The sequence below is a fragment of the Mycolicibacterium frederiksbergense genome (assembly GCF_012223425.1).
Lineage (GTDB): Bacteria > Actinomycetota > Actinomycetes > Mycobacteriales > Mycobacteriaceae > Mycobacterium > Mycobacterium frederiksbergense.
This window is the reverse complement of record NZ_CP038799.1, coordinates 5297165-5323890: the sequence shown is the minus strand read 5'-3', so window position 1 is coordinate 5323890 and position 26726 is coordinate 5297165. Positions and strand designations below refer to the sequence as shown.

General features: G+C 67.7%; 27 protein-coding genes. 14 read left to right on the top strand and 13 right to left on the bottom strand.

Features of this window, described 5'->3' with window-relative positions; all coding sequences use genetic code 11:
* Positions 1–6: 6 nt before the first annotated feature.
* A complete protein-coding gene (locus tag EXE63_RS28705; protein ID WP_168144758.1) occupies positions 7–579 on the top strand; it encodes a TetR/AcrR family transcriptional regulator in 573 nt (190 codons plus the stop codon).
* Positions 572–2821 carry a molybdopterin-dependent oxidoreductase gene (locus EXE63_RS28700; protein ID WP_168144757.1) on the top strand — a complete coding sequence of 750 codons (2250 nt, stop codon included), beginning with the start codon at positions 572–574 and terminating at the stop codon, positions 2819–2821. The genes EXE63_RS28705 and EXE63_RS28700 overlap by 8 nt, the downstream gene beginning before the upstream one ends.
* Here EXE63_RS28700 and EXE63_RS28695 read toward each other — a convergent pair.
* The gene (locus EXE63_RS28695; protein WP_168144756.1) at positions 2818–3294 is read right to left on the bottom strand and encodes a hypothetical protein; all 477 of its coding nucleotides are present in this window, start codon (positions 3292–3294) and stop codon (positions 2818–2820) included. The genes EXE63_RS28700 and EXE63_RS28695 overlap by 4 nt on opposite strands.
* A 206-nt stretch (positions 3295–3500) precedes the next feature.
* Here EXE63_RS28695 and EXE63_RS28690 point away from each other — a divergent pair, with 206 nt between their 5' ends.
* Complete coding sequence (locus EXE63_RS28690) at positions 3501–4757, top strand: cytochrome P450 (RefSeq protein WP_168144755.1); 1257 nt, start codon at positions 3501–3503, stop codon at positions 4755–4757.
* Here EXE63_RS28690 and EXE63_RS28685 read toward each other — a convergent pair.
* On the bottom strand, positions 4702–5055 hold the full coding sequence (locus tag EXE63_RS28685; protein ID WP_168144754.1) for a hypothetical protein: 354 nt from the start codon (positions 5053–5055) through the stop codon (positions 4702–4704). The two genes, EXE63_RS28690 and EXE63_RS28685, sit on opposite strands and share 56 nt — an antisense overlap.
* A gap of 85 nt (positions 5056–5140) precedes the next feature.
* On the opposite strand from EXE63_RS28685, the gene EXE63_RS28680 reads away from it, so the two are divergent.
* The 3 genes from EXE63_RS28680 to EXE63_RS28670 are packed head-to-tail and all read left to right on the top strand — an operon-like array spanning position 5141 to position 7352.
* On the top strand, positions 5141–5953 hold the full coding sequence (locus EXE63_RS28680) for a helix-turn-helix domain-containing protein (protein WP_168144753.1): 813 nt from the start codon (positions 5141–5143) through the stop codon (positions 5951–5953).
* Positions 5954–5985: 32 nt separating this feature from the next.
* Positions 5986–6708 carry a FadR/GntR family transcriptional regulator gene (locus EXE63_RS28675; protein ID WP_168144752.1) on the top strand — a complete coding sequence of 241 codons (723 nt, stop codon included), beginning with the start codon at positions 5986–5988 and terminating at the stop codon, positions 6706–6708.
* A complete protein-coding gene (locus EXE63_RS28670; protein WP_168144751.1) occupies positions 6705–7352 on the top strand; it encodes a sterol desaturase family protein in 648 nt (215 codons plus the stop codon). Before EXE63_RS28675 ends, EXE63_RS28670 begins: the two co-directional genes overlap by 4 nt.
* On the opposite strand, the gene EXE63_RS28665 is transcribed toward EXE63_RS28670, so the two are convergent.
* Both EXE63_RS28665 and EXE63_RS28660 read right to left on the bottom strand, forming a co-directional pair.
* Entirely contained in the window at positions 7349–8065 is a 717-nt protein-coding gene (locus EXE63_RS28665) for a L,D-transpeptidase (protein WP_168144750.1), read from the bottom strand. The genes EXE63_RS28670 and EXE63_RS28665 overlap by 4 nt on opposite strands.
* A gap of 133 nt (positions 8066–8198) precedes the next feature.
* Complete coding sequence (locus EXE63_RS28660; RefSeq protein WP_234904302.1) at positions 8199–9401, bottom strand: DUF7159 family protein; 1203 nt, start codon at positions 9399–9401, stop codon at positions 8199–8201.
* A 311-nt stretch (positions 9402–9712) separates the two neighbouring features.
* Here EXE63_RS28660 and EXE63_RS28655 point away from each other — a divergent pair, with 311 nt between their 5' ends.
* On the top strand, positions 9713–11191 hold the full coding sequence (locus EXE63_RS28655; RefSeq protein WP_168144748.1) for a peptide MFS transporter: 1479 nt from the start codon (positions 9713–9715) through the stop codon (positions 11189–11191).
* 377 nt (positions 11192–11568) lie between these two features.
* Here EXE63_RS28655 and EXE63_RS28650 read toward each other — a convergent pair whose 3' ends face one another.
* Positions 11569–12585, bottom strand: coding sequence for a threonine ammonia-lyase (locus tag EXE63_RS28650; RefSeq protein ID WP_168144747.1), 1017 nt, complete (start codon positions 12583–12585; stop codon positions 11569–11571).
* A gap of 61 nt (positions 12586–12646) precedes the next feature.
* Here EXE63_RS28650 and EXE63_RS28645 point away from each other — a divergent pair, with 61 nt between their 5' ends.
* On the top strand, positions 12647–13078 hold the full coding sequence (locus tag EXE63_RS28645; protein WP_168144746.1) for an acyl-CoA thioesterase: 432 nt from the start codon (positions 12647–12649) through the stop codon (positions 13076–13078).
* A 5-nt stretch (positions 13079–13083) separates the two neighbouring features.
* On the opposite strand, the gene EXE63_RS28640 is transcribed toward EXE63_RS28645, so the two are convergent.
* Complete coding sequence (locus EXE63_RS28640; protein WP_168144745.1) at positions 13084–13974, bottom strand: cyclopropane mycolic acid synthase family methyltransferase; 891 nt, start codon at positions 13972–13974, stop codon at positions 13084–13086.
* A gap of 255 nt (positions 13975–14229) precedes the next feature.
* Here EXE63_RS28640 and EXE63_RS28635 point away from each other — a divergent pair, with 255 nt between their 5' ends.
* Positions 14230–14637 carry a DUF6188 family protein gene (locus EXE63_RS28635; protein WP_168144744.1) on the top strand — a complete coding sequence of 136 codons (408 nt, stop codon included), beginning with the start codon at positions 14230–14232 and terminating at the stop codon, positions 14635–14637.
* Positions 14638–14690: 53 nt separating this feature from the next.
* Positions 14691–15974, top strand: coding sequence for a cytochrome P450 (locus tag EXE63_RS28630; protein ID WP_168144743.1), 1284 nt, complete (start codon positions 14691–14693; stop codon positions 15972–15974).
* 11 nt (positions 15975–15985) lie between these two features.
* On the opposite strand, the gene EXE63_RS28625 is transcribed toward EXE63_RS28630, so the two are convergent.
* The gene (locus tag EXE63_RS28625) at positions 15986–16396 is read right to left on the bottom strand and encodes a hypothetical protein (RefSeq protein WP_168144742.1); all 411 of its coding nucleotides are present in this window, start codon (positions 16394–16396) and stop codon (positions 15986–15988) included.
* Between the two features lie 56 nt (positions 16397–16452).
* Positions 16453–17559 (bottom strand): glycosyltransferase, encoded by a 1107-nt coding sequence (locus EXE63_RS28620; protein WP_168144741.1) that lies wholly within the window; start codon positions 17557–17559, stop codon positions 16453–16455.
* Positions 17560–17687: 128 nt separating this feature from the next.
* Between EXE63_RS28620 and EXE63_RS28615 the strand changes: the two genes are divergently transcribed.
* On the top strand, positions 17688–18614 hold the full coding sequence (locus EXE63_RS28615; protein WP_168144740.1) for an SDR family oxidoreductase: 927 nt from the start codon (positions 17688–17690) through the stop codon (positions 18612–18614).
* Positions 18615–18621: 7 nt separating this feature from the next.
* Here the strand turns inward: EXE63_RS28615 and EXE63_RS28610 are convergent, their stop codons facing one another.
* Entirely contained in the window at positions 18622–19527 is a 906-nt protein-coding gene (locus EXE63_RS28610; protein WP_168144739.1) for a dienelactone hydrolase family protein, read from the bottom strand.
* Positions 19528–19622: 95 nt separating this feature from the next.
* Here EXE63_RS28610 and EXE63_RS28605 point away from each other — a divergent pair, with 95 nt between their 5' ends.
* The 3 genes from EXE63_RS28605 to EXE63_RS28595 all read left to right on the top strand — a co-directional run bounded on the left by EXE63_RS28605 (position 19623) and on the right by EXE63_RS28595 (position 23260).
* On the top strand, positions 19623–21410 hold the full coding sequence (locus EXE63_RS28605) for an N-acyl-D-amino-acid deacylase family protein (RefSeq protein WP_168144738.1): 1788 nt from the start codon (positions 19623–19625) through the stop codon (positions 21408–21410).
* A complete protein-coding gene (locus EXE63_RS28600) occupies positions 21400–21873 on the top strand; it encodes a nuclear transport factor 2 family protein (RefSeq protein WP_168144737.1) in 474 nt (157 codons plus the stop codon). Before EXE63_RS28605 ends, EXE63_RS28600 begins: the two co-directional genes overlap by 11 nt.
* A 91-nt stretch (positions 21874–21964) precedes the next feature.
* Positions 21965–23260: a cytochrome P450 gene (locus tag EXE63_RS28595; protein ID WP_234904663.1), complete on the top strand. Its 1296-nt coding sequence runs from the start codon at positions 21965–21967 to the stop codon at positions 23258–23260.
* A 24-nt stretch (positions 23261–23284) separates the two neighbouring features.
* On the opposite strand, the gene EXE63_RS28590 is transcribed toward EXE63_RS28595, so the two are convergent.
* From EXE63_RS28590 to EXE63_RS28575, 4 genes are read right to left on the bottom strand one after another with little or no spacing between them, the layout of a single operon-like run.
* Positions 23285–23722, bottom strand: coding sequence for a hypothetical protein (locus EXE63_RS28590; RefSeq protein WP_168144735.1), 438 nt, complete (start codon positions 23720–23722; stop codon positions 23285–23287).
* A gap of 4 nt (positions 23723–23726) precedes the next feature.
* A complete protein-coding gene (locus tag EXE63_RS28585) occupies positions 23727–24836 on the bottom strand; it encodes an amidohydrolase family protein (protein ID WP_168144734.1) in 1110 nt (369 codons plus the stop codon).
* Positions 24836–26206, bottom strand: coding sequence for a type I glutamate--ammonia ligase (locus tag EXE63_RS28580; RefSeq protein WP_168144733.1), 1371 nt, complete (start codon positions 26204–26206; stop codon positions 24836–24838). Before EXE63_RS28580 ends, EXE63_RS28585 begins: the two co-directional genes overlap by 1 nt.
* Before the next feature lie 20 nt (positions 26207–26226).
* Positions 26227–26709, bottom strand: coding sequence for a carboxymuconolactone decarboxylase family protein (locus EXE63_RS28575; RefSeq protein WP_168144732.1), 483 nt, complete (start codon positions 26707–26709; stop codon positions 26227–26229).
* Positions 26710–26726: the final 17 nt, after the last annotated feature.

Genomic DNA, 26726 nt, shown 5'->3' with positions numbered 1-26726 from the left:
TGTCGTATGGCCTCGCCCCGTGACCGCATGGTCGCCTCCGCTGCGCTGCTCATCCGCGAACGTGGCGCGCATGCCACGGCGATCTCCGACGTCCTCGAGCACAGCGGCGCACCGCGCGGTTCGGCCTACCACCACTTCCCCGGCGGGCGTACCCAACTGCTCTGCGAGGCAGTCGATTTCGCCAATGATCACATCGCGCGCCGAATAACCGCCGCGACCAGCGCACTCGACGCGCTCGACACCGTGGTCGACGGGTTCCGCAGCCAGCTCACCGAGACCGGTTTCCGGGCCGGCTGCCCGGTGGCCGCGGTCGCCGTAGAGGCCGACAATCCGCCGGTCGTCGAACGGGCGGCAGCGGCATTCGTCCGCTGGACCGGGCTGATCGAGCAACTGCTGCGCAGCGACGGCGCCACCGCGGACCGTGCTGCCGAACTCGCGATGCTGACGACCACCGCGATCGAGGGCGCCGTCCTGGTCGCCCGCACGACCGGTGACACCGGCGCACTCGACATGGTCCACCGGCAGTTACGCGCCCTCGTGACCGCCGCCACCGGCGAAGGGAAATCCGGAAATGCGTGACACCTCGTCGACCGCCTCGGACTGGCAACCCACGGCGTGCATCCTCTGCGAATGCAACTGCGGCATCGTGGTCCAGCTCGAGGGCCGCACGCTGGCCAAGATCCGCGGTGACAAGCAGCATCCGGCCTCACAGGGCTACACCTGCAACAAGGCGTTGCGGCTGGACCACTATCAGAACAACCGGGCCCGGCTGACCTCGCCGATGCGTCGCACCCCCGCGGGCGACTATGAGGAGATCGGCTGGGACACCGCGATCACCGAGATCGCCGAAGGCTTCGCCCGCATCCGCGACGAATACGGCGGGGACAAGATCTTCTACTACGGGGGCGGCGGCCAGGGCAACCACCTCGGCGGCGCCTACAGTGGCGCCTTCCTCAAAGCGCTGGGCGCCCGGTACCGCTCGAATGCACTGGCGCAGGAGAAGACCGGCGAGTTCTGGGTGGACAGCCAGCTCTACGGCGGGCACACCCGAGGCGAGTTCGAGCATGCCGAGGTCGCGGTGTTCGTCGGGAAGAACCCGTGGATGTCGCAGAGCTTTCCGCGGGCGCGCACCGTGCTCAACGAAATCGCCAAGGACCCGGCGCGCTCCATGATCGTCATCGACCCGGTGATCACCGACACCGCCAAGCTGGCCGACTTCCATCTGCGGGTGCGGCCCGGGACCGACGCCTGGTGCCTGAGTGCGCTGGCGGCAGTACTGGTGCAGGAAAACCTGTGCGACGAGGCGTTTCTGGCCGAACATGTCACCGGCGTCGAACCGGTGCGACGGGCGCTGGCCGGGGTTGATGTCGACGATTACGCGCAGCGGTGCGGCGTGGACGCCGAGCTGTTGCGTGACGCGGCGCGCCGGATCGCCGCCGCCGCAAGTGTTTCGGTGTTCGAGGACCTCGGCATCCAGCAGGCGCCCAACAGCACGCTGTGTTCCTACCTGAACAAGTTGCTGTGGATCCTCACCGGAAACTTCGCCAAACGCGGTGCCCAGCATCTGCATTCGAGTTTCGCGTCACTGTTCGGCGCCGGCGGGGTGGGCCGCACACCGGTCACCGGCGCGCCGATCATCGCCGGACTGGTGCCCTCCAATGTGGTGCCTCAGGAGATTCTCGGCGATCATCCCGACCGGTTCCGCGCCATGATCGTGGAGAGCAGCAACCCGGCCCATTCGATCGCCGACTCCACGGCCGTCGGCGAGGCGCTGCGCGCGCTGGAACTGCTGGTGGTGGTCGACGTCGCGATGACCGAGACCGCCCGGCTGGCGCATTACGTGCTGCCCGCGGCCAGCCAGTTCGAGAAGGCCGAGGCGACCTTCTTCAATCTCGAATTCCCGCACAACACCTTCCATTTGCGCCATCCCCTGCTGGAGCCACTGCCGGGCACTCTGCCCGAGCCGGAGATCTGGGCGCGGCTGGTACGCGAACTCGGCGTCGTCGACGATGCCGAACTGCAGCCGCTACGCCGGGCCGCCGCAGACGGACTGGACGCGTACACCCAGGCCTTCTTTGCCGCGGTCGGCGCGAATCCGATGCTGGGCAAGGTCCTGCCCTACGTGCTGTACGAAACGTTGGGCCCCAGCCTGCCCGACGGACTGGCCGGCGCGGCGGGCCTGTGGGGGCTGGCCCAGAAGGTGGCGCTGACCTATCCGGAGGCGATGCAACGCGCCGGCCACCCCGATGGCAACGCCCTGTTCACCGCGATCCTGGAGGCCCGGTCCGGGGTGACGTTCACCGAACACGAGTACGCCGACGACTGGGCTCTGATCACCCATCCGGACCGCCGCATCGCGCTCGAGATCCCGGAACTGGTCACCGAACTCACCGCGCTGGCCACCGACCGGCTACTGCTGACCACCAGCGAGTATCCGATCGTGCTGTCGGCCGGTGAGCGCCGCGCGTTCACGGCCAACGACATCATCCGAGACCCGGTCTGGCGTAAACGCGACACCGACGGCGCCCTGCGGGTCAGCGTCGAGGATGCCCGCGCACTGGGCCTGGTCGACGGCGGGCGGGCCCGCATCACGACCGCATCCGGGGCCGCGGAGGCCTGCATCGAGATCAGCGACGCCATGCTGCCCGGGCATGCCTCGTTGCCCAACGGTTACGGGCTGGACTTCGCCGCGACCGATGGCACCGTCACGGCACCGGGGGTCGCGCCCAATGCCCTGACCGCCTCTGATTGGCGCGATGCCTACGCCGGCACGCCGTGGCACAAACACGTGCCTGCGCGTATCGACCCCGTCGGCGTTTAGGGGGCGACGGGAGCGGGCGGGGCCGGGACCGGAGCGGCGGGAGCCGGCGGCGGGGTGGGTACCGACGCGGGACCGGCGGGCGTGATCGGCACGTTCGGTCCGGACGCCTGGGCCGGGATCGGGGTGTTCAGGTTGCGCTGCGAGATGCCGAGCAGCAGGGCTTCCCTCCCGCTGAGCTCCTGGTTCTGCACCGCATGCCACAGATCCCGCAGGTAACTCACGTTCGGCGACTCACCGCCGGCCATCACGCTGGGATCCATCGTCGAACCCGGCGGCAGCGCCTCCGGGCTCGGTAGGTGCGGCACGCCCTCCGGGCCGGCCTGCACGGGAGCCGCCTGCACGACGGCGCCGTCCGTGACAGGAGCGGGAGGCGGGATGGGGGCGGGCGCGGCGGCGGCCGGGGATGCGAACATCAACGCGGCGAATCCGCCGCCGATCGCCGCGCTGAGTACCTTCGCTCCGACATCGATCATCGGCGACGCTCCTCTCTCGTGGACCCTGCCCTATGATCTTCCGTCTCGGCGTCGGTTTCGTTACAGCTGCGACTGCTGTGACTTTCCTAGGAGTTCCGCCTCCGTGCTGTCAGCCTCGGTCACCTTGTCCGACTTCAGGACGCAGGGTGCATCTCTGGTGTAGCAATGCGATAGCGACACCAGTTCCTACCTCGGAGGCTTGCGCGATGCCGACACCCGACCTGCCCGCCGGATTCGACTTCACCGATCCGGACATCTATGCCGAACGACTACCGGTCGACGAGCTGGCACAGATGCGCAAGGTGGCCCCCATCTGGTGGAACGAGCAACCCGATGGCGCCGGCGGATTCAACGACGGCGGCTTCTGGGTGGTGACCAAGCACAAGGACGTCAAGGAGGTGTCGCGGCGCAGCGACGTGTTCTCCAGCCTGGAGAAGACGGCCCTGCCCCGCTACAAGGACGGCACCGTCCAGGCCCAGATCGACTCCGGCAAGTTCGTGCTGCTGAACATGGATGCGCCGCACCACACCCACCTGCGCAAGATCGTGTCGCGGGCGTTCACGCCGCGGGCCGTCGAGCAGCTGCGCGCCGATCTGGCCGACCGGGCCCGTGAGATCGCCGCGGCCGCGCTCGCGGAGGGCCGCGGCGACTTCGTCGAGCAGGTGTCCTGCGAGCTCCCCCTGCAGGCCATCGCCGGCCTGATGGGTGTGCCGCAGGAAGACCGGATGAAACTCTTCCACTGGTCCAATCAGATGGTCGGTGACCAGGATCCCGAGTTCGAGAACAATGACGCGATCAGCGCGTCGGTGGAACTCATCACCTACGGCATGCAGATGGCGGCCGAGAAGTCGGCCAACCCCACCGACGATCTGGTCACCAAACTGGTGCAGGCAGATGTGGAGGGACACAAGCTATCCGACGACGAGTTCGGGTTCTTCGTCATCCTGCTCGCGGTGGCCGGCAATGAGACCACCCGCAATTCGATCACCCAGGGGATGATGGCGTTCACCGACTTCCCCGATCAGTGGGAGCTGTTCAAGCGGGAACGCCCGGGCACCGCCGCCGACGAGATCGTCCGGTGGGCGACCCCGGTGACGTCATTCCAGCGCACCGCCCTGCAGGACACCGAACTGGGCGGGGTTCCCATCAAGAAGGGGCAACGGGTGGTGATGTTCTACCGCTCGGCCAACTTCGACGAAGAGGTCTTCGAGGATCCGTTCACGTTCAACATCCTGCGCGATCCCAACCCGCACGTGGGCTTCGGGGGCACCGGCGCGCACTACTGCATCGGCGCGAACCTGGCCCGGATGACCATCGACCTGATGTTCAACGCGATCGCCGATGCCATGCCCGATCTCACCCCGCTGGAGAAGCCCGAACGGTTGCGATCGGGCTGGCTCAACGGCATCAAGCACTGGCAGGTCGACTACGCCGGTGCGACCAGGCAGCCTGTCGCGCACTGACTCCGGGCGCGTCCCGATAGTCCAGGATGGACCTCCAGTAGTCCTCGTCGATTTCCCCGTTGCGCCGCAGCACCATGGCCAGACCGGTTGCCATCGCGATGCCGAGCAGTCCCAGCCACAGGCCGGCCAGCGCGATCAGCACCCACAGCACGCTGGTCAGCGCCGGCCACGGTGAGAGCACCGCGAGCGCGGGTGCGAAGAAGAAACCGGTACCGATGTACCAGGATGATCCGGCGCGGTCGCAGCGAAGCACCAGGCCAAGCCACCGGGGGACGTCGGGATTGCGGGTCTCGTTCATGTCCCCACCGTCGTCCGCGGAGGTCAGCACCGCAATTACCGGTGAGGTAATGGTGCCGCGACCGGTTGTGGTCGAGACTGGCGGGGTGACCGGTGTTCACCTGCAGACTCCCCCGTTCGGTGCGTTGATGCGGTCGTGGCGACAACGCAGACGGCTCAGCCAGCTCGACCTCGCGCTGGAGGCCGATGTGTCGGCCCGGCACGTGAGCTTCATCGAGACCGGCCGCTCGACACCCAGCCGCGCCATGGTGCTGCGACTGGCCACGGCGCTCGAGGTGCCGGCCCGTGAGCAGAATCAGCTGCTGATCGCCGCGGGGCTGGCCCCGGCGTACTCCGAACGCACCCTCGACGACCCCGGGATGTCCGCGGTACGGACAGGTGTGGAGCGAGTTCTCAACGCGTACAACCCCTTTCCGTGCCTGGCCATCGACCGCGGGTGGAATGTGCTGCAGGTCAACGCCGGTGCAGCGATTTTGCTGGACGGGGTGGCCACCCACCTGCTGGCGCAGCCCAACGCGCTGCGGATCTCGCTGCACCCCGACGGACTCGCACCGCGGATCCGGAATCTGGCGCAATGGCGACACCACGTCATCGGGCGGTTGCGGCGCGAGTCCGCGATCAGCGGTTCGGCGCGGTCGGCCGAACTGCTCGCCGAGATCGAGGCGTATCCGGGCGGGCTCGATGCGAGCACCGATCTGGGCGGGGTCGTCGTGCCCCTGGAACTGGAAGGGCCGGGCGGGCAGATCCTCACTTTCCTCAGTACCGTCACGACCTTCGGCACCGCCTTGGATCTGACCGCCGCCGAACTCAGCATCGAGGCGTTCCTGCCCGCTGACGACGCGACCGCCGAAGCGCTACGGGGTGCCGCCAGTTCCGCCAACACTGGTATGACCACTTGACCTCTTACCGCTGGCGGTGTCATGCTCGATCCATGGCACTGCAACCGGTCAACCGGCGCTCGGTTCCCGACGACGTCTTCGAACAGATCGTCGCCGAGGTCCTCAGCGGCGAGATGAAGCCCGGCGACGCGCTGCCCAGCGAACGTCGCCTCGCCGAGGTCCTCGGGGTGTCCCGGCCCGCGGTGCGCGAGGCACTCAAGCGACTCACGTCGACCGGTCTGGTGGAGATCCGCCAGGGCGACACCACCACGGTGCGTGATTTCCGCAGGCACGCGGGCCTCGACCTGCTCCCCCGGCTGCTGTTCCGGGCCGGCGAACTCGACGTCGCCGTCGTGCGTTCCATCCTGGAAACCCGGCTGCACAACGGCCCCAAGGTGGCCGAACTCGCCGCCGCACGGCGCGGTCCGGAACGGGCCGCCCTGCTCGACGCCGCGGTCGACGCCCTGAGCGCGGACGACGACCCGGTGCAGCGGCAACGTCATGCGCTGATGTTCTGGGATCACCTGGTCGACGGCGCGGATTCGATCGCCTTCCGGTTGATGTACAACACGCTGCGCGCGACCTACGAGCCCGCCCTGCCCGCGCTGGCCGTCATGATGGCCGCCGAGGTCGGCAACCCCGCGGCCTATCGAGCGATCGCCGCGGCCGTGCGCGCCGGCGACGCGGCGGCGGCCGCGGCCGCCGCCCGCGCCTTGTTGGAGCCCGCCACCACCGCCCTGCTGGGCGCGCTCACCGAACTGGAGGACCTCTCATGAGCACGCGTCGCGGCGTCACGCTGGCCGGTGCGGGACGGGAGTTCCTGCGCCACCCCACCCCCTGGATGCTCACCGGGACGCTGATCGCCGCCGCGGCGGCCCGGGTGTCCGCGGGCGACTGGCAGCTCACCGATGCCCTGGTACCACTGGCGATGCTCGCCGTGTTCCCGTTCGCCGAATGGATGATCCACGTGGTCATCCTGCACTGGCGGCCACGCCGGATCGCCGGTGTGACGGTGGATCCGCTGCTGTCACGCAAGCACCGCGACCACCACGTCGAACCGCGCGATCTCCCGCTGGTGTTCATCCCCTGGCAGTCGCTGCTGTGGGTGCTGCCGCTGGCCGTGGCGGTTGCCCTGATCGCGTTCCCCAGCCTCGGGCGCGGCCTGACGTTCCTGACCTTCCTCGCTCTGCTAGGCATCGGCTACGAATGGTGCCACTACCTGATCCACACCGATTACCGGCCGAAATCGACTGTCTACCGGTCGATCTGGCGCAACCACCGCCAGCACCACTTCAAGAACGAGCACTACTGGTTCACTGTCACCAGCAGCGGCACCGCCGACCGGGTGCTGGGCACCTATCCGGATCCGGGATCCGCCGAAACCTCACCGACGGCGCGCAACCTGCACGCCCGAGGCTAGGCCTGCACGATGATCGGGTCACCGATGCTGACGTTGTTGAAGTACCAGTCGGCGTTGTCGGGGCTCAGGTTGATGCAGCCATGGCTGACGTTCGCGTATCCCTGAGAACCGACCGACCACGGTGCACCGTGCACGTACACGCCACCCCAGGTCACCCGCACCGCGTCGTACACGGTCAGCTTGTAGCCCTCCGGATCATCGAGCGGGATGCCGATGGTGCGGGAGTCCATCACCACCACGCTCTCCTTGCCCAGCGCGGTGAACCGGCCGATCGGGGTGGCGAACCCCGGCTTGCCCATCGATGCCGGCATCTCCCTGGCGACCACTCCGTCGATGCTCACCGTGTAGGTGTGCGCGCTGATATCGGCCACGCCGACCACCTGAGCGCCGGTCTCGAACGAGGACTTGAAACCGAGCGCCCGGACCGAGATGGTCGAGTGCGCCGGCCAGAAGTCGACCGGCGTGAAACGCACCGTCGAATCGTCCAGCCAGTCAAAGGTGCCGGCCGGGACGGTGTCGGCCGAGAACGTGATACCGCGTTCGGCCTGAACGCGATTCCGGACCGGATCGGCGAATGCCACGGTCACCGGATAGGCGACCCCGACGACGTCGCCGGGCGCGGGCGACACCGATACGGCCGCCGGCAGCATGGGCACCGCCGCCACACCGGTACCGGTCGACGTCATCAGTGCGGCAACCGTGACACCCGCCATGAGCAGCACATGACGAAAATTTCTGCGCAAGTTCCCGACCTCCCTCGTTCCGGACATCCGGACCTGGCGTACTGAACTACATCGTAGATCGTGCCGAGTGCGGGAAATGTTAGCCAGCGATGAGGGTCGACGCTCAGCCCATCGGTGGATTCATGATGATCGGCGGCGGCTGATCGTCGCCACCGATCCGCAACTTGTCCCTGATGCGTTGCAGCAACGGTCTCTTCGGCTGGTCATAGACCGGACCCACCACCGGCGGCGGTGCAGCCACGGTCGGCGGCGCCACGACGGGCGGCGGTGGCGGCGGGGCCGGGGCTTCCAGTACGTATGGCCCCTCGGCGGGGATGTTGTCCGCCACGGGGTTGACCTCGGGCGGCGGCACCGACTCGACGACGGGCTCGACCACCGGTGCGACCGCTTCCACGGGCTCGGGGACAACAACGGGAGCCTCGGCAGGCGGCGGGACCGCGGCACTGGGCGCCGGCCGGACCACCGGTGCCTCATCGACGCCGCGCTCGGCGCTGACCGCCGGCGGCGGTGCGTCCTGCGGGCGCGGGGAGAGCGCAACGGCGACCGCCACGGACGCCGACGCCACAAAGGTCACCACTCCGGCCACCAGCAGCCCGGCCAGCAGCCGTGAGGGCGACAGCCGGGACGCTTCGGCGGCGGCGTGCCGACCGGTGGCACCGGACGAAAACAACGGGCTCGTGTCCAGTGGCAGCCCGGCGTTGTGGGTGGAGGCGAGTGCCGCACCTCGTGCCAACGCCAAGGGCGCCTCGGCCGGCGCGAAGACCGGCACCGACAGCGCTTCCTCCAGCTTGGGCAGCACGGTGTCGAACCCGCCGGCCGACCCGACCACCACCAGGGCTTCGGGCTGCCAGTCGGCGCGCGCGAACACGGTGCTGAGCCAGCCGACGAGACTCTCGTCGGAGTCGATGGTGTGGTTGATCGCGGTCTGCACCGCACCGTCGCCGGTGTGCACGATCAGGGCGATCGCGGTGTCCGGCTCGATGACGCAGACCGCGGAGGTCCGGTAGCCGATGACATCGGCCATCCCGCGGGCCAGGGCCTCGGTCGCCTCCGGCAGGCGGATCGGCACGACATTGTCGAATCCCGATTCGGTCAGCGATTCCATCAACAGTGACGCCTCGGCGTCCGCATCGTCGCTCCAGGTGATGCCGATGGATTTCAGCCGATCACCGCGCGAGGCCGCGATCGCCTCCACCGCAGCGGTCGCACGTTCGGTGGCCGACCGCCCATCGGAGCCGTCGACGGCGACCTCGAACGCGTCGTTACGGCTGCCGGCCGGGTCGTCGCCGCCGCCCACAACCACCACTGACAGCGACCTTGGTGTCATCGACAAGCCGAGCACCGCGTCCACATGTACCCCTTCGGACCCTCTTCGGCCACGCGCAGGCGACCGCGTCGTGACGATGCAGCCACCGTCCCGTTATCCGGCTGAGACTACCTTCGTTGCAGCCGGGAACCCACCCGTGCACGCAAATCTTCGCCTTTCGGTTTGCTGCAGCAGTAAATAGCCATGTGAAGCGCATCGGCTGATTTGCCCATAACGTCGGGACCGGGGCGACCCGCCAGGACTTCCCGACAATGCACCGGGCCGGGGAGACATCGTGAAAAGGTGGCGCTATGACTGGGGCGGAACCGGCCGGGGGCGGCCAGACGGATCAGCAGGCAGCACGGACCTTGTTCGGTCACCCGATCGGATTGACGAATCTGTTCGGCGTCGAACTGTGGGAACGGTTCTCCTTCTACGGGATGCTCACCATCCTCGGGTACTACCTGTACTACTCGGCCACCGATGGCGGCCTCGAGATGTCCAAGACCACGGCGACCGGCATCGTCGGCGCGTACGGCGGGCTGGTGTACCTGTCGACGGTGCTGGGCGGCTGGCTGGCCGACCGGGTCCTCGGCATGGAACGCACGGTGTTCTATGGCGGCATCGTCGTCATGCTCGGACACATCGCGCTGGCGGTACTGCCCGGAATCACCGGGGTGGCAGCAGGTCTGGTTCTCGTCGCACTCGGTTCCGGCGCGCTCAAGGCCAACGCCTCGTCGCTGCTGGGCACGCTGTACGACAAGGGCGACGCGCGCGCCGACGGCGGATTCACGCTGTTCTACCTCGGTATCAACCTGGGCGCCTTTGCCGGGCCCCTGATCACCGGCCTGCTCCAGACACACGTCGGGTTCCACTACGGATTCGGTGCCGCCGCAATCGGTATGGCCTTCGGCCTGGCCCAGTATGTGGTGTTCCGGCGCAACCTCGGTAACCATGGCCGCGAGGTGCCGAACCCGCTGCCGCGCAGCGGTGTGCTGCCGGCCGTCGGGGTCGCCGTCGGCGTGGTCGCCATCGCCGTCCTGGTCTTTGCCACCGGTCTGGTGACATTGGAGAACCTGTCCCAGGTGACCACCGGGGTCATCATCGTCGCCGCCATCGGCTACTTCATCCTGTTGTTGACGAGCCCGAAAGTCGCTGCTCTCGAACGCACCCGGGTCCGCGCCTTCATTCCGTTGTTCATCGCCAATGCCGTGTTCTGGTCGCTGTTCCAGCAGATCTTCACCGTGCTGGCGGTCTACTCGGACGAACGGATGAACTGGTCGATCTTCGGATGGACGGCCCCGTCGAGCTGGATCGGGTCGATCGAGCCCGTCTGGATCATCCTGCTGTCACCGCTGTTCGCCGTGATGTGGACGCGGTTGGGGCAACGCGCACCCACCACGCCGCGCAAGTTCTCCTACGGCGTCATCGGCATGGGTGTGGCATTCCTGCTGTTCCTGCCGTTCGCCGGCACCACCGGACGAGCGGTACCCGCACTGTTCATCGTCGCGGTCATGGCCGCCTTCGCGGTCTCCGAGCTGATGATCTCCCCGATCGGCTTGGCCGTGACGACTCAACTTGCGCCGGAGGCCTTCCGGGCGCAGATGATGGCGCTGTACTTCTTCTCCGTCGGCCTCGGGACGTCGATGTCCGGGGTGCTGGCCGGCTATTACGACCCGGCACACGAGTTCGCCTACTTCGGCATCCTCGGTCTGACGGCGATCGGCGCGGGTCTGGTGGTACTGGCATTGACCGGACGCATCAGCCGGTTGATGGAGGGTGTGCACTAGCACAGCAACCTGCCGCGGCGTCAATTACGTGGACGGGCACCGGGTTTAGCAACTCCAGACCCCGGGTAGAGACGGATCACCAGTTACTTCGGCTTGACTGGATCTGCGCCGACTCGTGACCCGCAGGTCCCGCCATTCCGAGGTGCTGCGGCGCAGAATCGAACTGCGCCAGTGCGTCTACATGACACCGAGGTCAGGTCGACGAAGGAGATAAACCGATGAAATCCATGCTGCTCGAAGATCTTTTCGCGGAGACCACCGGACACGGAACGGTCTACGTGTTCAACCGCGGCTTCGGCCATTCCACGGCGACCTGCTCGTGCGGATGGGCCGGACAGCGCCGCCGACTCAAGGCCGCTGCCGAACAGGATGCCTGGTCACACTGCGCGCGTGGGGGTTGCGCCGTGTCCGTCCCCTTGGTCAACCCCGACCGTTGGTGACTCCGCCACGATCTGTGCCAGCAGCGCCGGTTCGATGTTGCCGCCGGACAGGATCATCACGGTCTTGCCCGCCGGTGTCCGGTGACGCCGGTAGGCGGCCAGTGCCACCGCCCCGCTGGGCTCGCTGACCAAACGCGCCTGCACAGCCAGTTCTGCTACCGCGGAACGAATTTCGTCTTCGCTCACGGTCAGCACATCGGTGAGCACCTGCTGCAGGTGCGCGAAGGTCAGTTCCGACGGTTCGGACCGCAGACCATCGGCGATGGTGCGGTTACGGTCTTCGATCGGCATGCTGACCCGGCTTCCCCGACGCAACCCCTCGGCGGTGTCGGCCGCCAGTTCGGGTTCGACCCCGAAGATCTGCGCATCCGGGCACAACGCGCGGATGGCGGTGCCTATACCGGAGGCCAACCCGCCACCGCTGACCGGAACCAGCACGGTCCTGACATCGGGCATGTCCTCGGCGATCTCCAGACCGATCGTGCCCTGGCCGGCAATGACATCGGGATGGTCGAACGGCGGCACCAACGTGGCTCCGGTGTCCTCGACGAGCTGCGCGGCAACCACTTCTCGTTGACCCGCACCGCACAACACCACCCGGGCGCCGTGGCTTCTGGTTCGCGCCACCTTCACCCGGGGTGTCTCCTCGGGCATCACGATGTGCGCGTCGATGCCGAATCGGGCGGCGGCGTAAGCAACTGCCTGCGCGTGATTTCCGCTCGAATAGGCGACGACGCCGCGCTGCCGGAGCCCGTCATCGATGCGGCCGATGGCGTTGAGCGCACCGCGCACCTTGAACGCGCCGATGACCTGCAGGCTCTCCGGTTTGATGAACAGCGGCCGGCCGGGATCCGCCCACGGCGCCGGGATGAGAGGAGTACGCATGATGCTGCCGCGCAACCGATCCGCCGCCGCCCTGATCTCGCCGACGGTGACGAGGGTGGGCGCACTCATCGGGATTCCATCGCCGCAGACGTCACCGCTCGATGCTAGCGGTGACCCGCGGTCGTCGTGCATGGTGGCTGACGTGAGTTCACTGAAGATCGTGCCCCGGTACGCGGAGATCGATCAGCAGGGCGTGGTGTTCAACGGCCACTACCTGACGTGGTTCGACGAGGCGTGCACCGCGCTGCTGGACGGCCACGGCGTCGACGACGCGCAATTGACGACCACCGGCGTCGACTTCCAGGTCGTCCACAGCGAGATCGACTACCTGACGTCGGTCCGCTGGCGCGACGATGTCCGGGTCGACGCGGTGTGCGACCACATCGGCACCACCAGCTTCGCCGTGAGCTTCACGGTGTCGCGCACCGCACCCGGCGACCCATGCGACATCGAACAGGTCGCGGTGCGCGGGCGCAACGTCTACGTGGTGGTGTCCACCGACGGCTGGGCGAAACGCGAACTACCCGATGCGTTGCGCCAAGCCCTCGAAGCCGCGAGGTGAACCGATCAGACCTTGTGCAGCGTGAACTGACAGACGTCGGTGTATCCGTCCCGGAACAGCTCGGAGCAGCCGGTCAGGTACCGCATATACCTGTCGTAGACCTCTTCGGACTGGATGGCGATCGCCTCGTCACGGCGAGCTTCCAGGGCGTCTGCCCAGATCGAGAGCGTCCGCGCGTAGTGCAATCGCAGCGACTGCACCCGTTGCACCTGGAATCCGGCCTTCGCGGCATGCTCCTCCACGACCGAGACGAACGGCAACATTCCGCCCGGGAAGATCTCGTCCATGACGAACTTGAAGAACTTGAGCTTCGTCATGGTCAGCGGCAGCCCGCGGTCCCCGAACTCGACGTCACTGGGTTTGACGATCGTGTGCAGCAGCATCGAGCCACCGGCCGGTAGCGCGGCGTAGGCCATCTTGAAGAAGTCGTCGTACCGGTTGGCTCCGAAATGCTCGAAGGCGCCGATCGACACGATCCGGTCGACGGACCCACTGAACTGTTCCCAGCCCTCGAGCAGGACCTCGCGGGACCGCTCGGTGTCCAGTCCGTCGAACAGCTCCTGGACATGAGCCTGCTGGTTGCGGCTCAACGTCAGCCCGACCACGTCGACGTCGTAACGTTCGATGGCGCGCTTCAGGGTGGCGCCCCACCCGCAGCCGACGTCGAGGAGCTTCATTCCGGGCTCAAGTCCAAGTTTGCCCAGCGAGAGGTCAATTTTCGCGTACTGAGCCTCTTCCAGGGTCATGTCGTCGCGTTCGAAATAGGCACAGCTGTAGGTCTGGGTGGGATCCAGAAACAGCCGGAAAAAGTCGTCCGACAGGTCGTAATGCGCCTGTACGTCCTCGAAGTGCGGTTTGAGACCGGTTTCGGGAACTCGGTTGTCTGATGCGGGCAAGTCAGCCCTTTCACTAGTGACACGTACATGGACCGGCTCGTTGCGTGAACCCTCCCCCGTTGCGTGGAGTTTACGCCCGGGAGCCGCAAGCGTTTACATCAGCGAACAGTGTCTGGCGTGCGGCCCGCTTCGTCAGGCGTTCAAACAGCGGCTTTCACCTGCGATCGCCGGTCTGGACAACAGCGCAGAACCCGAGCCGGAGCGAACAGCCCATCATCTCTTGTGCTGGGCCCAGCAACGGCCCAAAGTGGAGAAATGACCGAACAATGGATCCAGGGGCGCACGCTGCAGCGGATCATGTTCCGCGACGGTCTGGTGCTCAACCTGGACGAATACAACGAACTCGTCATCTCCGCACCGCTGGAGCTGACGTTGCCCGATATCGCCGGCGCCCCCTCGGGAGCGTCCGAGGTGGTCGCCATCGATCCGACCGTGGTACGCAACGAGCAGAAGCCGCTCTTCGATTTCGCCGGCACCACGTGCACACATGCCGACTGGGATGAGGACGGCAGCCTGCACCTGCAGTTCTCCGGCGGTCAGCACATCGACGTTCCCAGCGACGATGCGCACACTTCGTGGGAGTTGTACGGCAAGCGCCACGGGTACGCGGCGTGCCTGCCACACGGCCGCGTCCGCGTGGTGCGTCACGACCTGCCCGACTGAGCGGCCGGTTCAAAACCCGGTGACCCGCGGCGCGGCGAACCTAAGCTACGGCCATGCCGATCGCGACACGGGTCAACGGTTCGCAGCCCCCGCAGGTCGACCTGGCCGAGGTCGATCTGGGGTCCTGGCGCTTCTGGTCGCGGGACGACGACTTCCGCGACGCCGCCTTCGCCACCCTGCGCCGCGAAGCGCCGGTCTCCTTCCACGCGCCGATCACCGGGGAAGGAGTCGACGCCGGCGCCGGACACTGGGCGCTGGCCCGCTACGACGACGTGCACTTCGCGAGCCGGCACCCCGACGTGTTCAGTTCCAGCCCGAACATCACCATCGGCGACCAGACACCCGAGCTCGCCGAGTACTTCGGATCGATGATCGCGATGGACGACCCGCGGCACAGCAGGCTGCGAAATATCGTGCGCAGTGCCTTCACCCCGAAGGTGCTCGCCCGGATCGAGGAATCGGTACGCGAACGCGCCCGCCACCTGGTGTCGCGGATGGTCGCCGACCATCCCGACGGCCGGGCCGACCTGGTGACGACGCTGGCCGGCCCACTACCGCTGCAGGTGATCTGCGACATGATGGGCATCGACGAGCACGATCACGACAAGATCTTCCACTGGACGAATGTGATCCTCGGTTTCGGAGACCCCGACCTCACCACCGATTTCGACGAATTCGCGCGCGTCGCCATGGATATCGGCGCGTACGCCAAGGATCTGGCCGAGGACCGTCGGGCTCGACCGGGCGATGACCTGACCACCGCACTGGTGGCCGCCGAAGTGGACGGTGAACAGCTGACATCGGCGGAAGTGGCGTCGTTCTTTATCCTGCTCGTGGTCGCAGGCAACGAGACCACCCGCAATGCGATCAGCCATGGCGTCGCCGCGTTGAGCCGCTTTCCCGAAGAACGCGACCTCTGGTGGTCGGACTACGACGCGCTCGCGCCGACCGCCGTCGAGGAGATCATCCGCTGGGCCTCCCCGGTGGCCTACATGCGGCGCACCCTCACCCGCGATACCGAGCTGAGCGGTGTCGCGATGGCCGCCGGCGACAAGGTCACCCTGTGGTACGGATCGGCGAACCGCGACGAAACACGTTTCCTCGACCCCTGGCGTTTCGACATCCGGCGCAGCCCCAACCCGCATGTCGGGTTCGGGGGCGGCGGTGCACATTTCTGCCTGGGCGCCAACCTGGCCCGTCGGGAGATCACGGTCGCGTTCGAGGAATTGCACCGGCAGATACCGGATATGGCGGCCGACGCCGAGCCGGATCGGCTGCTGTCGCCGTTCATCCACGGCATCAAGCGCCTGCCGGTGCGGTGGACGCGCGCAGGCTAGGCCACGGGCCGCTACAGCGTTGCGGTGAGCGGTCCGGCAGATCGGCAATAGGTGACCGGCGGGCTACCGGCATTGGCGCAGCTGCGGCCGGTGGCCACATAGCTGGCCCCCGGGGTGTACGGGGCGAAGTACACCCGCGCGGTGCCCGGCCCCTCGGCCTGTACACACACCGGCGCGAGGGTGCTGCCCACCAATTGCAGGCAGGCGACCTGCAGTTGCGGCGCGGCACGGTTACAGGCCCCCGGCGATGCCGAGGCCGACACCATGGCGGTGCCGGACACGTCGATCACCTGCGGTGCCGTCAGCGTCGTCGCACAGCCGGGGTCAGCGGGCGCCGCGACGGCCTGGCCCCCGCCGCTCAGCGCAGCCACCATCAGAGCGGGTATCGCCAACCCGGACCATGCCACCGCGGAGACCACCATGTCGGGAATCGTATGGCACCGGCGCACCATCCATACCCGGCTGCGCAATTTCGGTGTCAGCGCCGGGCGAGCACGTCGAGCATGCCTGCAGCGGCGCGCGGCCAGGTGAACTGTTCGGCGCGGCGCCGCGCGTCGATCCGGCGTTGCGTCTCGGGCCGGGAGACCACGGAGGTGACCGCCCGCGCGATGGCCGCCGGATCGTTGTCCGCGGTCGCACCGCTGTCGGCGGTCAGGATCTCGGCGAGCGCCGAGGTGCGCGACACCACCGCGGGCGTGCCACAGGCCAGTGCCTCCAGCGCCGCCAGGCCGAAGGTCTCGTGCGGGCCCGGCGCCAGCGCGACATCGGCGGAGGCCAGGATGCCGGCGACGGTATCGCGGCACCCGATGAAACCGGTGAAATCCACGGGCAGCCCGGCCGCCTGCCGTTCGAGCCGGGCCCGCAACGGGCCTTCACCGACCACCACCAGACGCGCATCGATACCCGAATCGCGCAGCGCACCAACGGTGTCGATACTGCGGTGGGCGTGCTTTTCCACCGACAGCCTGCCGCAGTGCACCAGCAGAGTCTGTTCCGGTTGTGCCCAGCGGCTGCGCAGCTGTGCGCTGCGGTGCCGCGGATGGAACTGATGGAGGTCGACTCCGAGGGGCACGGTGACGACATTGTCTGCACCGATCCGGTCGAACTCCTCGCGGGCGAAGGCTGTCGTGCAGACCACCGCGTCGTAGTTGTGTGCGGTGCGGCGATTGGCGATGTCGGCGACCGCGCGCGCCGCGCTCGCCGGCAGGATCTGCCCGACCAGGCGGTCCAGCCGTTCATGGGAGATCATCACGGTGGCGACGCCCCGCCGCCTGCCCCACGGGCCGAGCGAGCGCAGCGTGAGCCGGTCGGACACCTCCAGGGCGTCGGGCTCCAACTCGGCCAGTAACGCGGTGACCGGGCCGGGCAGCACCGCGCGGTAGCCACCGGTGAGGGGAATCAGCTTCGCGGGCAGCGACAGCCGGGTGACACCCGTTTCCAAGGTGTGGCGCGCGGCCCGGTCACCGGGTACCACCAGGGTGACCTGGTGACCGGCCGCGGCATACTCCGCACCAAGCCGGTCGATGGCGGTCCGCAGCCCCCCGGACCGCGGACCGTAGAAGTTCGCGACCTGCACGACTCGCATGTGCCCATCACAGCCGCCACCCATGTGCGTACGAACACGCCGGGCCCACCGGTGCGTTAACGCAGGGTGAATGTGCGCTATCCGGGTTCGCCCACGAGGTTCGGTGTCCACGCGCATACTTTGCGTCCATGGCCGGATTACCGGGCCCCGGGGCACTGCGCGGCCGGGTCGCCGTCGTGGCCGGCGCCACCCGAGGCGCCGGCCGGGGTATCGCTGCGGCATTGGGCGAGGCGGGGGCGACCGTCATCTGCACCGGCCGCAGCAGTGTGACAGGACGCGGCGGTTCGGACTATGACCGCTCGGAAACCATCGAAGAGACTGCAGCACTGGTCAATACGCTCGGCGGCACCGGGGTGGCGGTCCAGGTGGACCATCTGGTGCCCGACCAGGTTCGTGCGCTGGCAGACCGTATCCGCACCGATCACGGAACCATCGACATTCTGGTGAACGACATCTGGGGCGCGGAAGTGCTGAAGGGGCCGCCGGCGACCTGGGGGCGGCCGATGTGGGAACACGACCTCGACGACGGGCTGCGCATCATCGATCTCGGTGTCCGCACGCACCTGATCACCTCACATTGCCTGCTCCCGCTGCTGGTCACCCGACCCGGCGGCCTGCTGGTCGAAATTACCGATGGCACAACGGAATACAATGCCGATACGTTTCGACTGTCGGTGTTCTACGATCTCGCCAAGATGGCCGTCAACCGGCTCGCCTTCAGCCACGGCCACGAACTGCGACAGGTCGGCGCCACCGCCGTCGCGGTCAGCCCAGGCTGGCTGCGCTCGGAGATGATGCTGGACAACTACGGAGTGACCGAGGACAACTGGCGCACCGCCCTACACGCCGGCCGTGACGACGGGTACCCCAGCGCGCCGCCGGGATTCGCCGAGTCCGAGACGCCGCGGTTCGTCGGACGAGGAGTCGCCGCGATGGCGGCCGATGAGATGCGCACGCGCTGGAATCAGCGGTCGGTCACCTCGGTGGAGCTGGCCAGGGAGTACGGGTTCACCGATATCGACGGCTACTGCCCGGACGGCTGGGGCACGGACTGAGCGCCGGTCAGCCGACGTGCACGGACAGCCAATCCAACGTTCGTCGCCAGGCGTCGGCGGCGGCGCCAGCGTCATACCGGTCACCGGTGTCGTTGAAGAACGCGTGATTGGCCCCGGGCTCGGTCACCAGTTCATGGACCAGCCCGGCCCGCTCCAGCGCGGCGCGGGCGACGGGCTCGGTGGCGTTGACCCGCTGGTCGAGTTCACCGTAGAAACCGAGCACGGCTACGTCTTTCGACCCGGCGAAGTCGGGGGCGTCAGGGGTGGGCCCGTAGAACGGGAAGGCCGCGGCCAGTTCGGGAGTGCCGGCGGCCAACAGCCGCCACACCAGTCCACCGCCCATACAGAAGCCGACGGCCGCGATCCCGGCCCCCGGGGTGCGTGCCGAGACCTCGCCGATCCCCGACTTCAGGTCGGCGACCATCTCCTCGGGAGCGCGGTTACCCAGTGCGGCGGTCGCCTCGGCGGGGTCGGCGAAGGTGGCGGTGCCGCCGTTCTCGGAGAGCAGGTCGATCGCGAGGCTCGAGTAGCCGACTCCGGCGAGCCGGCCGGCCACCGTGCGCACCCAGTCGTTGAGGCCCTTGTTCTCGTGGATCACCAGGATGGCGCCCTTGGGTTCGGCCGCCTGCGCCCACGCGCCCTGCAATTCCCCCTTCGGGCCGGCCCAGGTGATCGCGGTGGTCTCCACCGCGGTGTCCATTCCCGGCGGAGCCGACGCCGTCGGGGTGGCTGTCTCTGTCGACGCCGGGGTCGGCTGAGCGGAGTTCGATCCGCAGGCTGCGATCAGCGCGGTCGCCGCGGACGCGCCAACGCCCAGCAGCGCGAGCCGGCGCATCGCTTCGCGCCGCGACAGCAGCCCGTCGACGTGGTCGGTCGCGATCTCTTCGGCGATGTACCGCTGCAACGGGGTCACACTTAACGATTATGCGCCTCCGCCAGTAGACACCTTTTGGAATCTGTTCACGATTTTCGTTGACACCCGCTCGACCGCACTGCTCTGATGTCTGGGTGACCTACGACACAATCATCCGCGGGGGCCGCTGGTTCGACGGGACGGGCGCGCCGTCGGCGGTCCGCAACATCGGCATCCGGGACGGCCAGGTCGCCACGATCAGCGCCGAACCCCTGGACGAAACCGGGTGTCCCCAGATCCTCGACGCCTCCGGGAAATGGGTGCTGCCCGGCATGCTCGACATCCACACCCACTACGACATCGAGGTGCTCGGCCTGCCATCACTGGCCGAATCACTGCGCCACGGCGTCACCACCGTGATGCTCGGCTCCTGCTCGCTGTCGACGGTGCACGTTGGTGGCGCCGATGCGGGCGATCTCTTCGGCCGGGTGGAGGCCATCCCCCGCGAATTCGTGATCGACACCGTCGAGAAGAACAAGACCTGGAGCGGGGCCGAGCAATACGTCGAGGCACTGGAGTCGCTGCCGCTGGGCCCCAACCTCGCCGCCTTCATCGGTCACTCCGATATGCGCACCGCGGTGATGGGATTGGACCGCGCCACCCGCAAACGGCACCGCCCCACCCGGCGCGAGCAGGCCCGGATGGAAGCCATGCTCACCGAGGCGCTCGACGCAGGGTTCGTCGGAATGTCCTCACAACAACTCCTTTTCGACAAGATCGACGGAGACATCTGCCGATCACGGACGCTGCCTTCGACCTACGCCGGGCCACGCGAGCTACGCCGGCTGAAGTCCTTGCTGCGCCGCGCCGGCCGGGTGTTGCAGTCCGGGCCGGACATCCAGAATCCACTCAACCTGGCGTCGCAGCTGGCACAGTCACTGGGCGTCTTCCGCAATCCCCTCAAGACCAGCCTGCTGTCGGCGGCCGATATCAAGGCCAATCCGCACGCCATCAAGCTGCTCGGCCCGCTCGCTCGGGTCATCAACGGCCTGGGCGGCAACTTCCGCTGGCAACACCTGCCGGTCCCATTCGAGGTCTACGCCGACGGTATCGACCTGGTGGTGTTCGAGGAATTCGGCGCCGGTGCCGCCGCCCTGCACCTGCGCGACGAAGTGGAACGCAACGATCTGCTGCGCGATGAGCTGTACCGCAGGCAGTTCCGCAAGGATTACGAGAACCGGTTCGGCCTCCGGGTCTGGCAGCGCGACTTCCACGATGCCGAGATCGTGGACTGCCCGGACAGCACCGTCATCGGCAGCTCCTTCGGGCAGGTCGGTCTGGACCGCGGCGTGCACCCGGTGGACGCCTTCCTGGACCTGGTGTGCGAGCACGGGCGCGCCCTGCGCTGGCGCACCACCATCTCCAACCACCGGCCCGACGTGCTCAAGAAGTTGGCCCGCGAGCCCGGGATCCAGTTCGGATTCTCCGATGCCGGGGCGCACCTGCGGAACATGGCGTTCTACAACATGGGCCTGCGGCTGCTCAAGCACGTCCGCGACGCCGAGAGCGCCGGCACGCCGTTCATGACGATCGAACAGGCTGTCCACCGGCTCACCGGCGAACTGGCCGACTGGTACCGCCTCGACGCCGGGCACCTGCGCATCGGGGACCGCGCCGATGTCGTCATCGTCGATCCCGCCCGCCTGGACGCCTCCCTGGAGGCCTACGCCGAGCACACCGTCGACTGCTACGGCGGGCTGTCTCGAATGGTCAACCGCAACGACGACACCGTCAACGCCGTCCTGGTGGGTGGTCGCGCGGTGTTCCTCGAGGGCCGGCCGACCGACCTGGTCGGCACGCAGCGCACCGGACGGTTCCTGCGGGCGGCGCACCGCTCCCCCGCTCTGCCCACCGACAAGAACGAACTGGCCCATGTCAGCTGAGACGCACGGCCTAGCGCAGCGCGGGGAAATTGCAACGATCCTGGGCATGTGGCGGGCACTGTCGGCGCGCGACTGGGATCAGGTGAAGACGTATCTCGCACCGGACTGCATCTACGCCGATATGCCGGTGGGCCCGGCCGCCGCCGCGCGCGGACCTGAGGACATCGTCAAACGTCTCAAGATCGGGCTCGAAGTCCTTGCCGGGTACGAGAACCACGACGGGTTGCTGGTCGCCGACGGACCGAACGTCATGTACGAGCACTCCGAGACCTGGACGTGGCCGACCGGTGAGGTCGCACAGTTGCGCTTCGTCACGGTGCACAAGGTCGTCGACGACAGGATCACCATCTGGAAGGACTACTGGGACATGAGTGCGCTGGCCAACTTCGCCCCGCCGAACTGGCTGGACGATTTCGCCACCGCCGACATGTCCTGGGTCTACGACGCGACCGATCTGCTCTGAGGACCGCGGTCCGCGCCATAGACTCGTACACGTGACCGAGACCGCGTTACCGCCCGGGCCACCGCTGCCGCCGGGAGTCCAGGCCGGGCTGATGATGAAGTTCTGGCCCCGGTTCGTCTCGGCCTGCCATCGCCGCTACGGGGATGTGTTCACGTTGCGGGTGGCCTCCATGGGCACCCTGATCTACCTGGCCCGGCCCGATGACATCAAGACCGTCTTCGGCGGCGATCCGGCGGTTTACCATGCCGGCGAAGCCAATTCGATGCTCGCCGGGCTGCTGGGATCCAGCTCCGTGCTGGTCGTCGATGATGAAGAGCACCGCGATCGGCGGCGGTTGATGCTGGCACCGTTCCGCCGGGAGGCGGTGGCCCGCCAGACCGGGCTGATCGCCCGGATCGCCGCGGACAACATCGCGGGCTGGCCGGTCGGCCGTCGGTTCGCGGTGGCCCCGAAGATGTCCGAGATCACGCTCGAGGTGATCCTGCGGACCGTCATCGGGGCCACTGACGAACACCGGCTGACCCAGTTGCGCGCCATCATGCCGAAACTGCTCAGCATCGGCGTGTGGGAATACCTGGCGATCAACACCCCCGGTCTTCAGCGCCTCGCGCCGTGGCGCCCGTTCCGGGACCGCTTGCGCGAGGCCGACCGCCTGCTCTACGCCGAGATCGCCGAACGCCGGGCCGATCCCGATCTGAACGCCCGGACCGACGCGCTGGCGATGATGATCCGCACCGGCGACATGACCGACTCCCAACTCCGCGATCAACTGATGACCCTGCTGGTCGCCGGTCACGACACCACCGCGACCTCGCTGTCGTGGGCGCTGGAACGGTTGACCCGGCACCCGGCGGTGCTGGCGAAGGCCGTGCACGCGGCACGCACCGGCGCCGACGAATACCTCGACGCCGTGTGCAAGGAGGTGCTGCGGATCCGGCCGGTGGTGTTCGATATCGGTCGCATCCTGACCGAGCCGACGGAGGTCGCCGGGTACCGGCTGCCGGCGGGTGTGATGGTGGCACCGGGAATCGGACTGGTGCACCGCGGCGCCGGGCAGTACCCCGATCCAGACCGGTTCGACCCGGACCGCATGCTCGGCGCCGCCCTCGGCCCGACGACATGGCTGCCGTTCGGCGGCGGCAATCGCCGGTGCCTCGGCGCGAACTTCGCGCTGGTCGAGATGGCGGTGGTGTTGGGTGAGGTGCTGCGCCGCGTCGATCTGCACACCAGCACTGCTCGCGCCGAGCGGTCACGGGTCAAGGGCGTCATCCTGGTCCCGCACCGGGGCGCCAGGATCCGCGCCAGGGCGGTCGACGCCGCCCCGCCCGTAACGTGCCCGGCCCACGAACCCGCCGATGTTCGAACCGAACCCGCGCGGGGTGGGTGATACCCCGGTGGGTCGCGTTCGGATTCAGCCGGCGAGCAGCGCGGCCCCGGCGACGCCCAGCGACCCCACCTTGACCAACTCGAGGGCGACATAGACGTAGTGTGCGCGGGACCGAGGTAGCTGCGCGGCCTCCGGTCCGGCGGCCAGCACGGCATCGGAGCGTTTGGTCAATTGCGGCCGTACGCCCATCAGTTGGGCGGCCAGCGCGATCACCGCGATGGTGACCGCGATCAGTTCCAGCCTTGATGCGCCGGTCAGCAGCAGCGCAATCATGATGGACACGGCCAGAACGACTTCGGCGCCGTTGAGCGCGCGGAAAACCAGTCGGCCGATCCCGAGCCCGATCTGCAACGTCACCCCGGGCGCCCGGAATTTCAGCGGCGCCTCGATGAACGAGATCGCAACCACCATGCCCAGCCACACAAATGTCAGCGCCGCCGCGATTCCCGCCGCCGGTGTCATCGAACTACTCCAATCGGTAGACGCGACGCGCGTTCTGGTACGCCGTCAAATCGACCACCCGGATGGCCTCGGCCAGACCCCACTCTTCGCTGCGCACGAAGGTGTCGAGGACCGAATGAATTCCCCTGCGCCACAGCATTGCTCCCAGATAGTGCAGCTCCGGCGGGCCGAACCCGTCCGAGGAGTACAGAATTTTGCGGAACGGGGCCATCTCCAGTAACCGGGCGATGAACGCGCTCGACCTTGCACCGAGGTGGTTGATCGCCAGGCCGCCGTCGAGATAGACGTGATTGAACGCCTGCGCCAGATAGCCGGCCTCCCGTTCGAACGGATAGCAGTGCAGCAGCATGATCGGCGTGTCACCGGCCTCACGCAGAAAGCTCGACAGGTGCAACGGATTTGCGGCATCCAGATCGCAGTCCCTGTCCCCGAATCCGATATGGAATTGCAGCGGCTTGTTCAACCGGAGCGCCTGGTGCAGACCGAAACGAAGCAGAACTCGGTCCGTGAGGCGTCGTCCGCCCGCCGCGCGCCAACGCTGCGCCGCCTCCCTGACGTCGCGCTGCGACGGTTCGGACAGGTCTCCACGCAGGCCGCCCCGATAGGCCAGGATCGATTTGGTGGCCACCGCCCGGGCGCCCCGGTCGGCGAGTACCGCCTCGAATGCGGCCGCGTAGTCCCCCGGTTGCGCGGCAGCATCTTCGGCCAGCGCTTCCAGTCGGACCACTTCATGGACCCGGCCACCGCCGGCGTTGGCCATCGCGGGCAGATCACTGATGCCCTCCCCGAATCCGGTGTCCACCAGCCAGTCGGTGACCCCGGCGGCACCCAGAAAGCGTCGTGCGAGTGCGTCATCCGAAACCATGCTGCGGGCCGCCCAATAGCTGTCGGCATCGGCATGGGCGGGCAGGCCCAACAGCGGTGCACAGTGCGCACGCACCGCAAAGCCGAGTTGGGTGTCGAACCCGGAATCGAAGGTGGCCAACGGCTCAGTGTTGGCCTCGTTGAGGCCGTTCTCGAATGTGCGCCGAGGCCCGGTGTGCGTCCAATAGCCATGCACGTGGTGATCGATCAACGGGACCGCGCCAATGTGTTCGGCCAGCGGATCTTCCATTACAGACTCCAGGCCAGCCGAAACTGGTCGGCGAGCTCAGAGTCTGCGCGGTCGGCGTATGTCTGCTGCTCATAGCGGCGGACTGCCACCGTGGCGTCGACCACGGCATCGCCCAGGATGTCGCGGATCAGTGTCGAGCGGTCCAGCGCGTCGAGCACGTCAGCCTGCTGCGCCGGCAAGGTGGTGACCCCGGCATCGATGCGCCGGCCCTCGCTCAGCGTGGCCGGGTCGACGCGGATCTCGCCCGGAATCGGCAGCCCGCGGGTGATTCCATCCAGCGCCAATCCGAGGATCGCCGCGGTTGCCAGATACGGATTCGCGGCAGGGTCGACCACTTTGACTTCGGCGTGCGCACCGTAGGGATTGCTCGGCCCGCCGAGCAGGAAGCGCACCGCGGCCTCCCGGTTCTCGGTTCCCCAACAGACGTGCGCACCCGACCAGTGGCCCGGCTGGGTGCGCAGGCCGGAGAGGATCGAACCACACAGCACCCCTTGGGCGTCCGCCAGACCGGCCAGCAGACCGGCAATCGCCGACTCCCCCTCCGGCGTCATACCGTGCACGCCGGCGCCGCCGGAGAACAGCGGGGCGCCATCGCGGGTCATCGAGAAGTGCTGATGCGCGCCGGATCCCACACTGCCGGCGAAAGGTACCGGGGACAGGCTGACCCGCAGACCGTGCCGGCGCGCCGTTCGGCAGACCACCATCCGGGCCAGGATCAGCTGGTCGGCCGCTGTCACCGGATCCGCTGGAGCGAGCGAGATCTCGAACTGGTTGACACCGTACTCCGGATGGATCTGTTCGATGGCCAGCCCGGATCGGTCCGCCGCATCGATCACGTCACGGACGAACCCCTCGAACTCGAGCATGCCGGCCAGGCCGTACTGCGCCCACAGCGCCGACGACAGCGCCGCGCCGTCGGGGCCGACGAGCACGAACTCGAGTTCGTGGCCGACCCTGCTGTCGATACCGGCGTCGGCCAGCCGGCGCTGTACCCGCTGCAGGGTGCCGCGCGCGCAGTATGGATCCGGGGTGCCGTCCTGGGCGAAGAAAGACCCTGGCGCCCAAGCGATTCCGTCGTCCACGATGCGTAGCCCCGCGAGATCGATCCGGACCCGCTGGTCTCCGATGACGCCGGTGTGGTCGCCGAACACGATGCCGGTCTGGTCGATGGCGAACACATGCCAGACCGGGCTGGCACCCAGACCCGGTTCGGCGAAATGCGTGGTCCTGCGCAACGGCACCGCCTTGGCCATCGTCAGGCCGGCCGGATTCACCACGGTGCCGATCACGGTCCGGACGCCGGCGCCCTTTAATGTTGCGATGGCCGAAGCGCCATGGGGTGTGGCTGCCGGGATACTCACATCAGCCATTGTGCTACCCGGCGCTGCGGCTAGAGCGTGATCTTGCAGGACTGGCCGATGTCGAGGGTCCGCAGCATGCGGCCCATGCCCAACCACATCGCGCACGAGAGGGCGAGGTCGGTCAGCAACTCGTCGCTGAACTCCGCACGGCAGCGCTCCCAGAACTCTTCGTCATCGCGCAGGCCGGTGTGATCGGCGGCGAAACGCTCGGCGAACTCCGCGGCGATACGCTCCTGCTCGCTGAAGCCCGGCCAGGTCCGCCACACTGCGGCGTGCTCGTAGAGGTCTTCGTCGACGCCGGCCTCGGCACCCGCCGAGTCGCGCGTGTTCTGGCAGACGACGCACTCGTTGTCCAGCGCGATCACCATCCGGGCCAGTTCCCGGACCCGCATCGGCAGCCGGTTCTTGTTGTAGACGGCGTGGGTGTATCCGGCCATCGCGACACCGATGTCGGGTGACTTGGTGATCCATGCGGCGGCGTCGTCATCAGCGAAATCTCCGATACGGCTCATGCCCGAAGAATACGCGC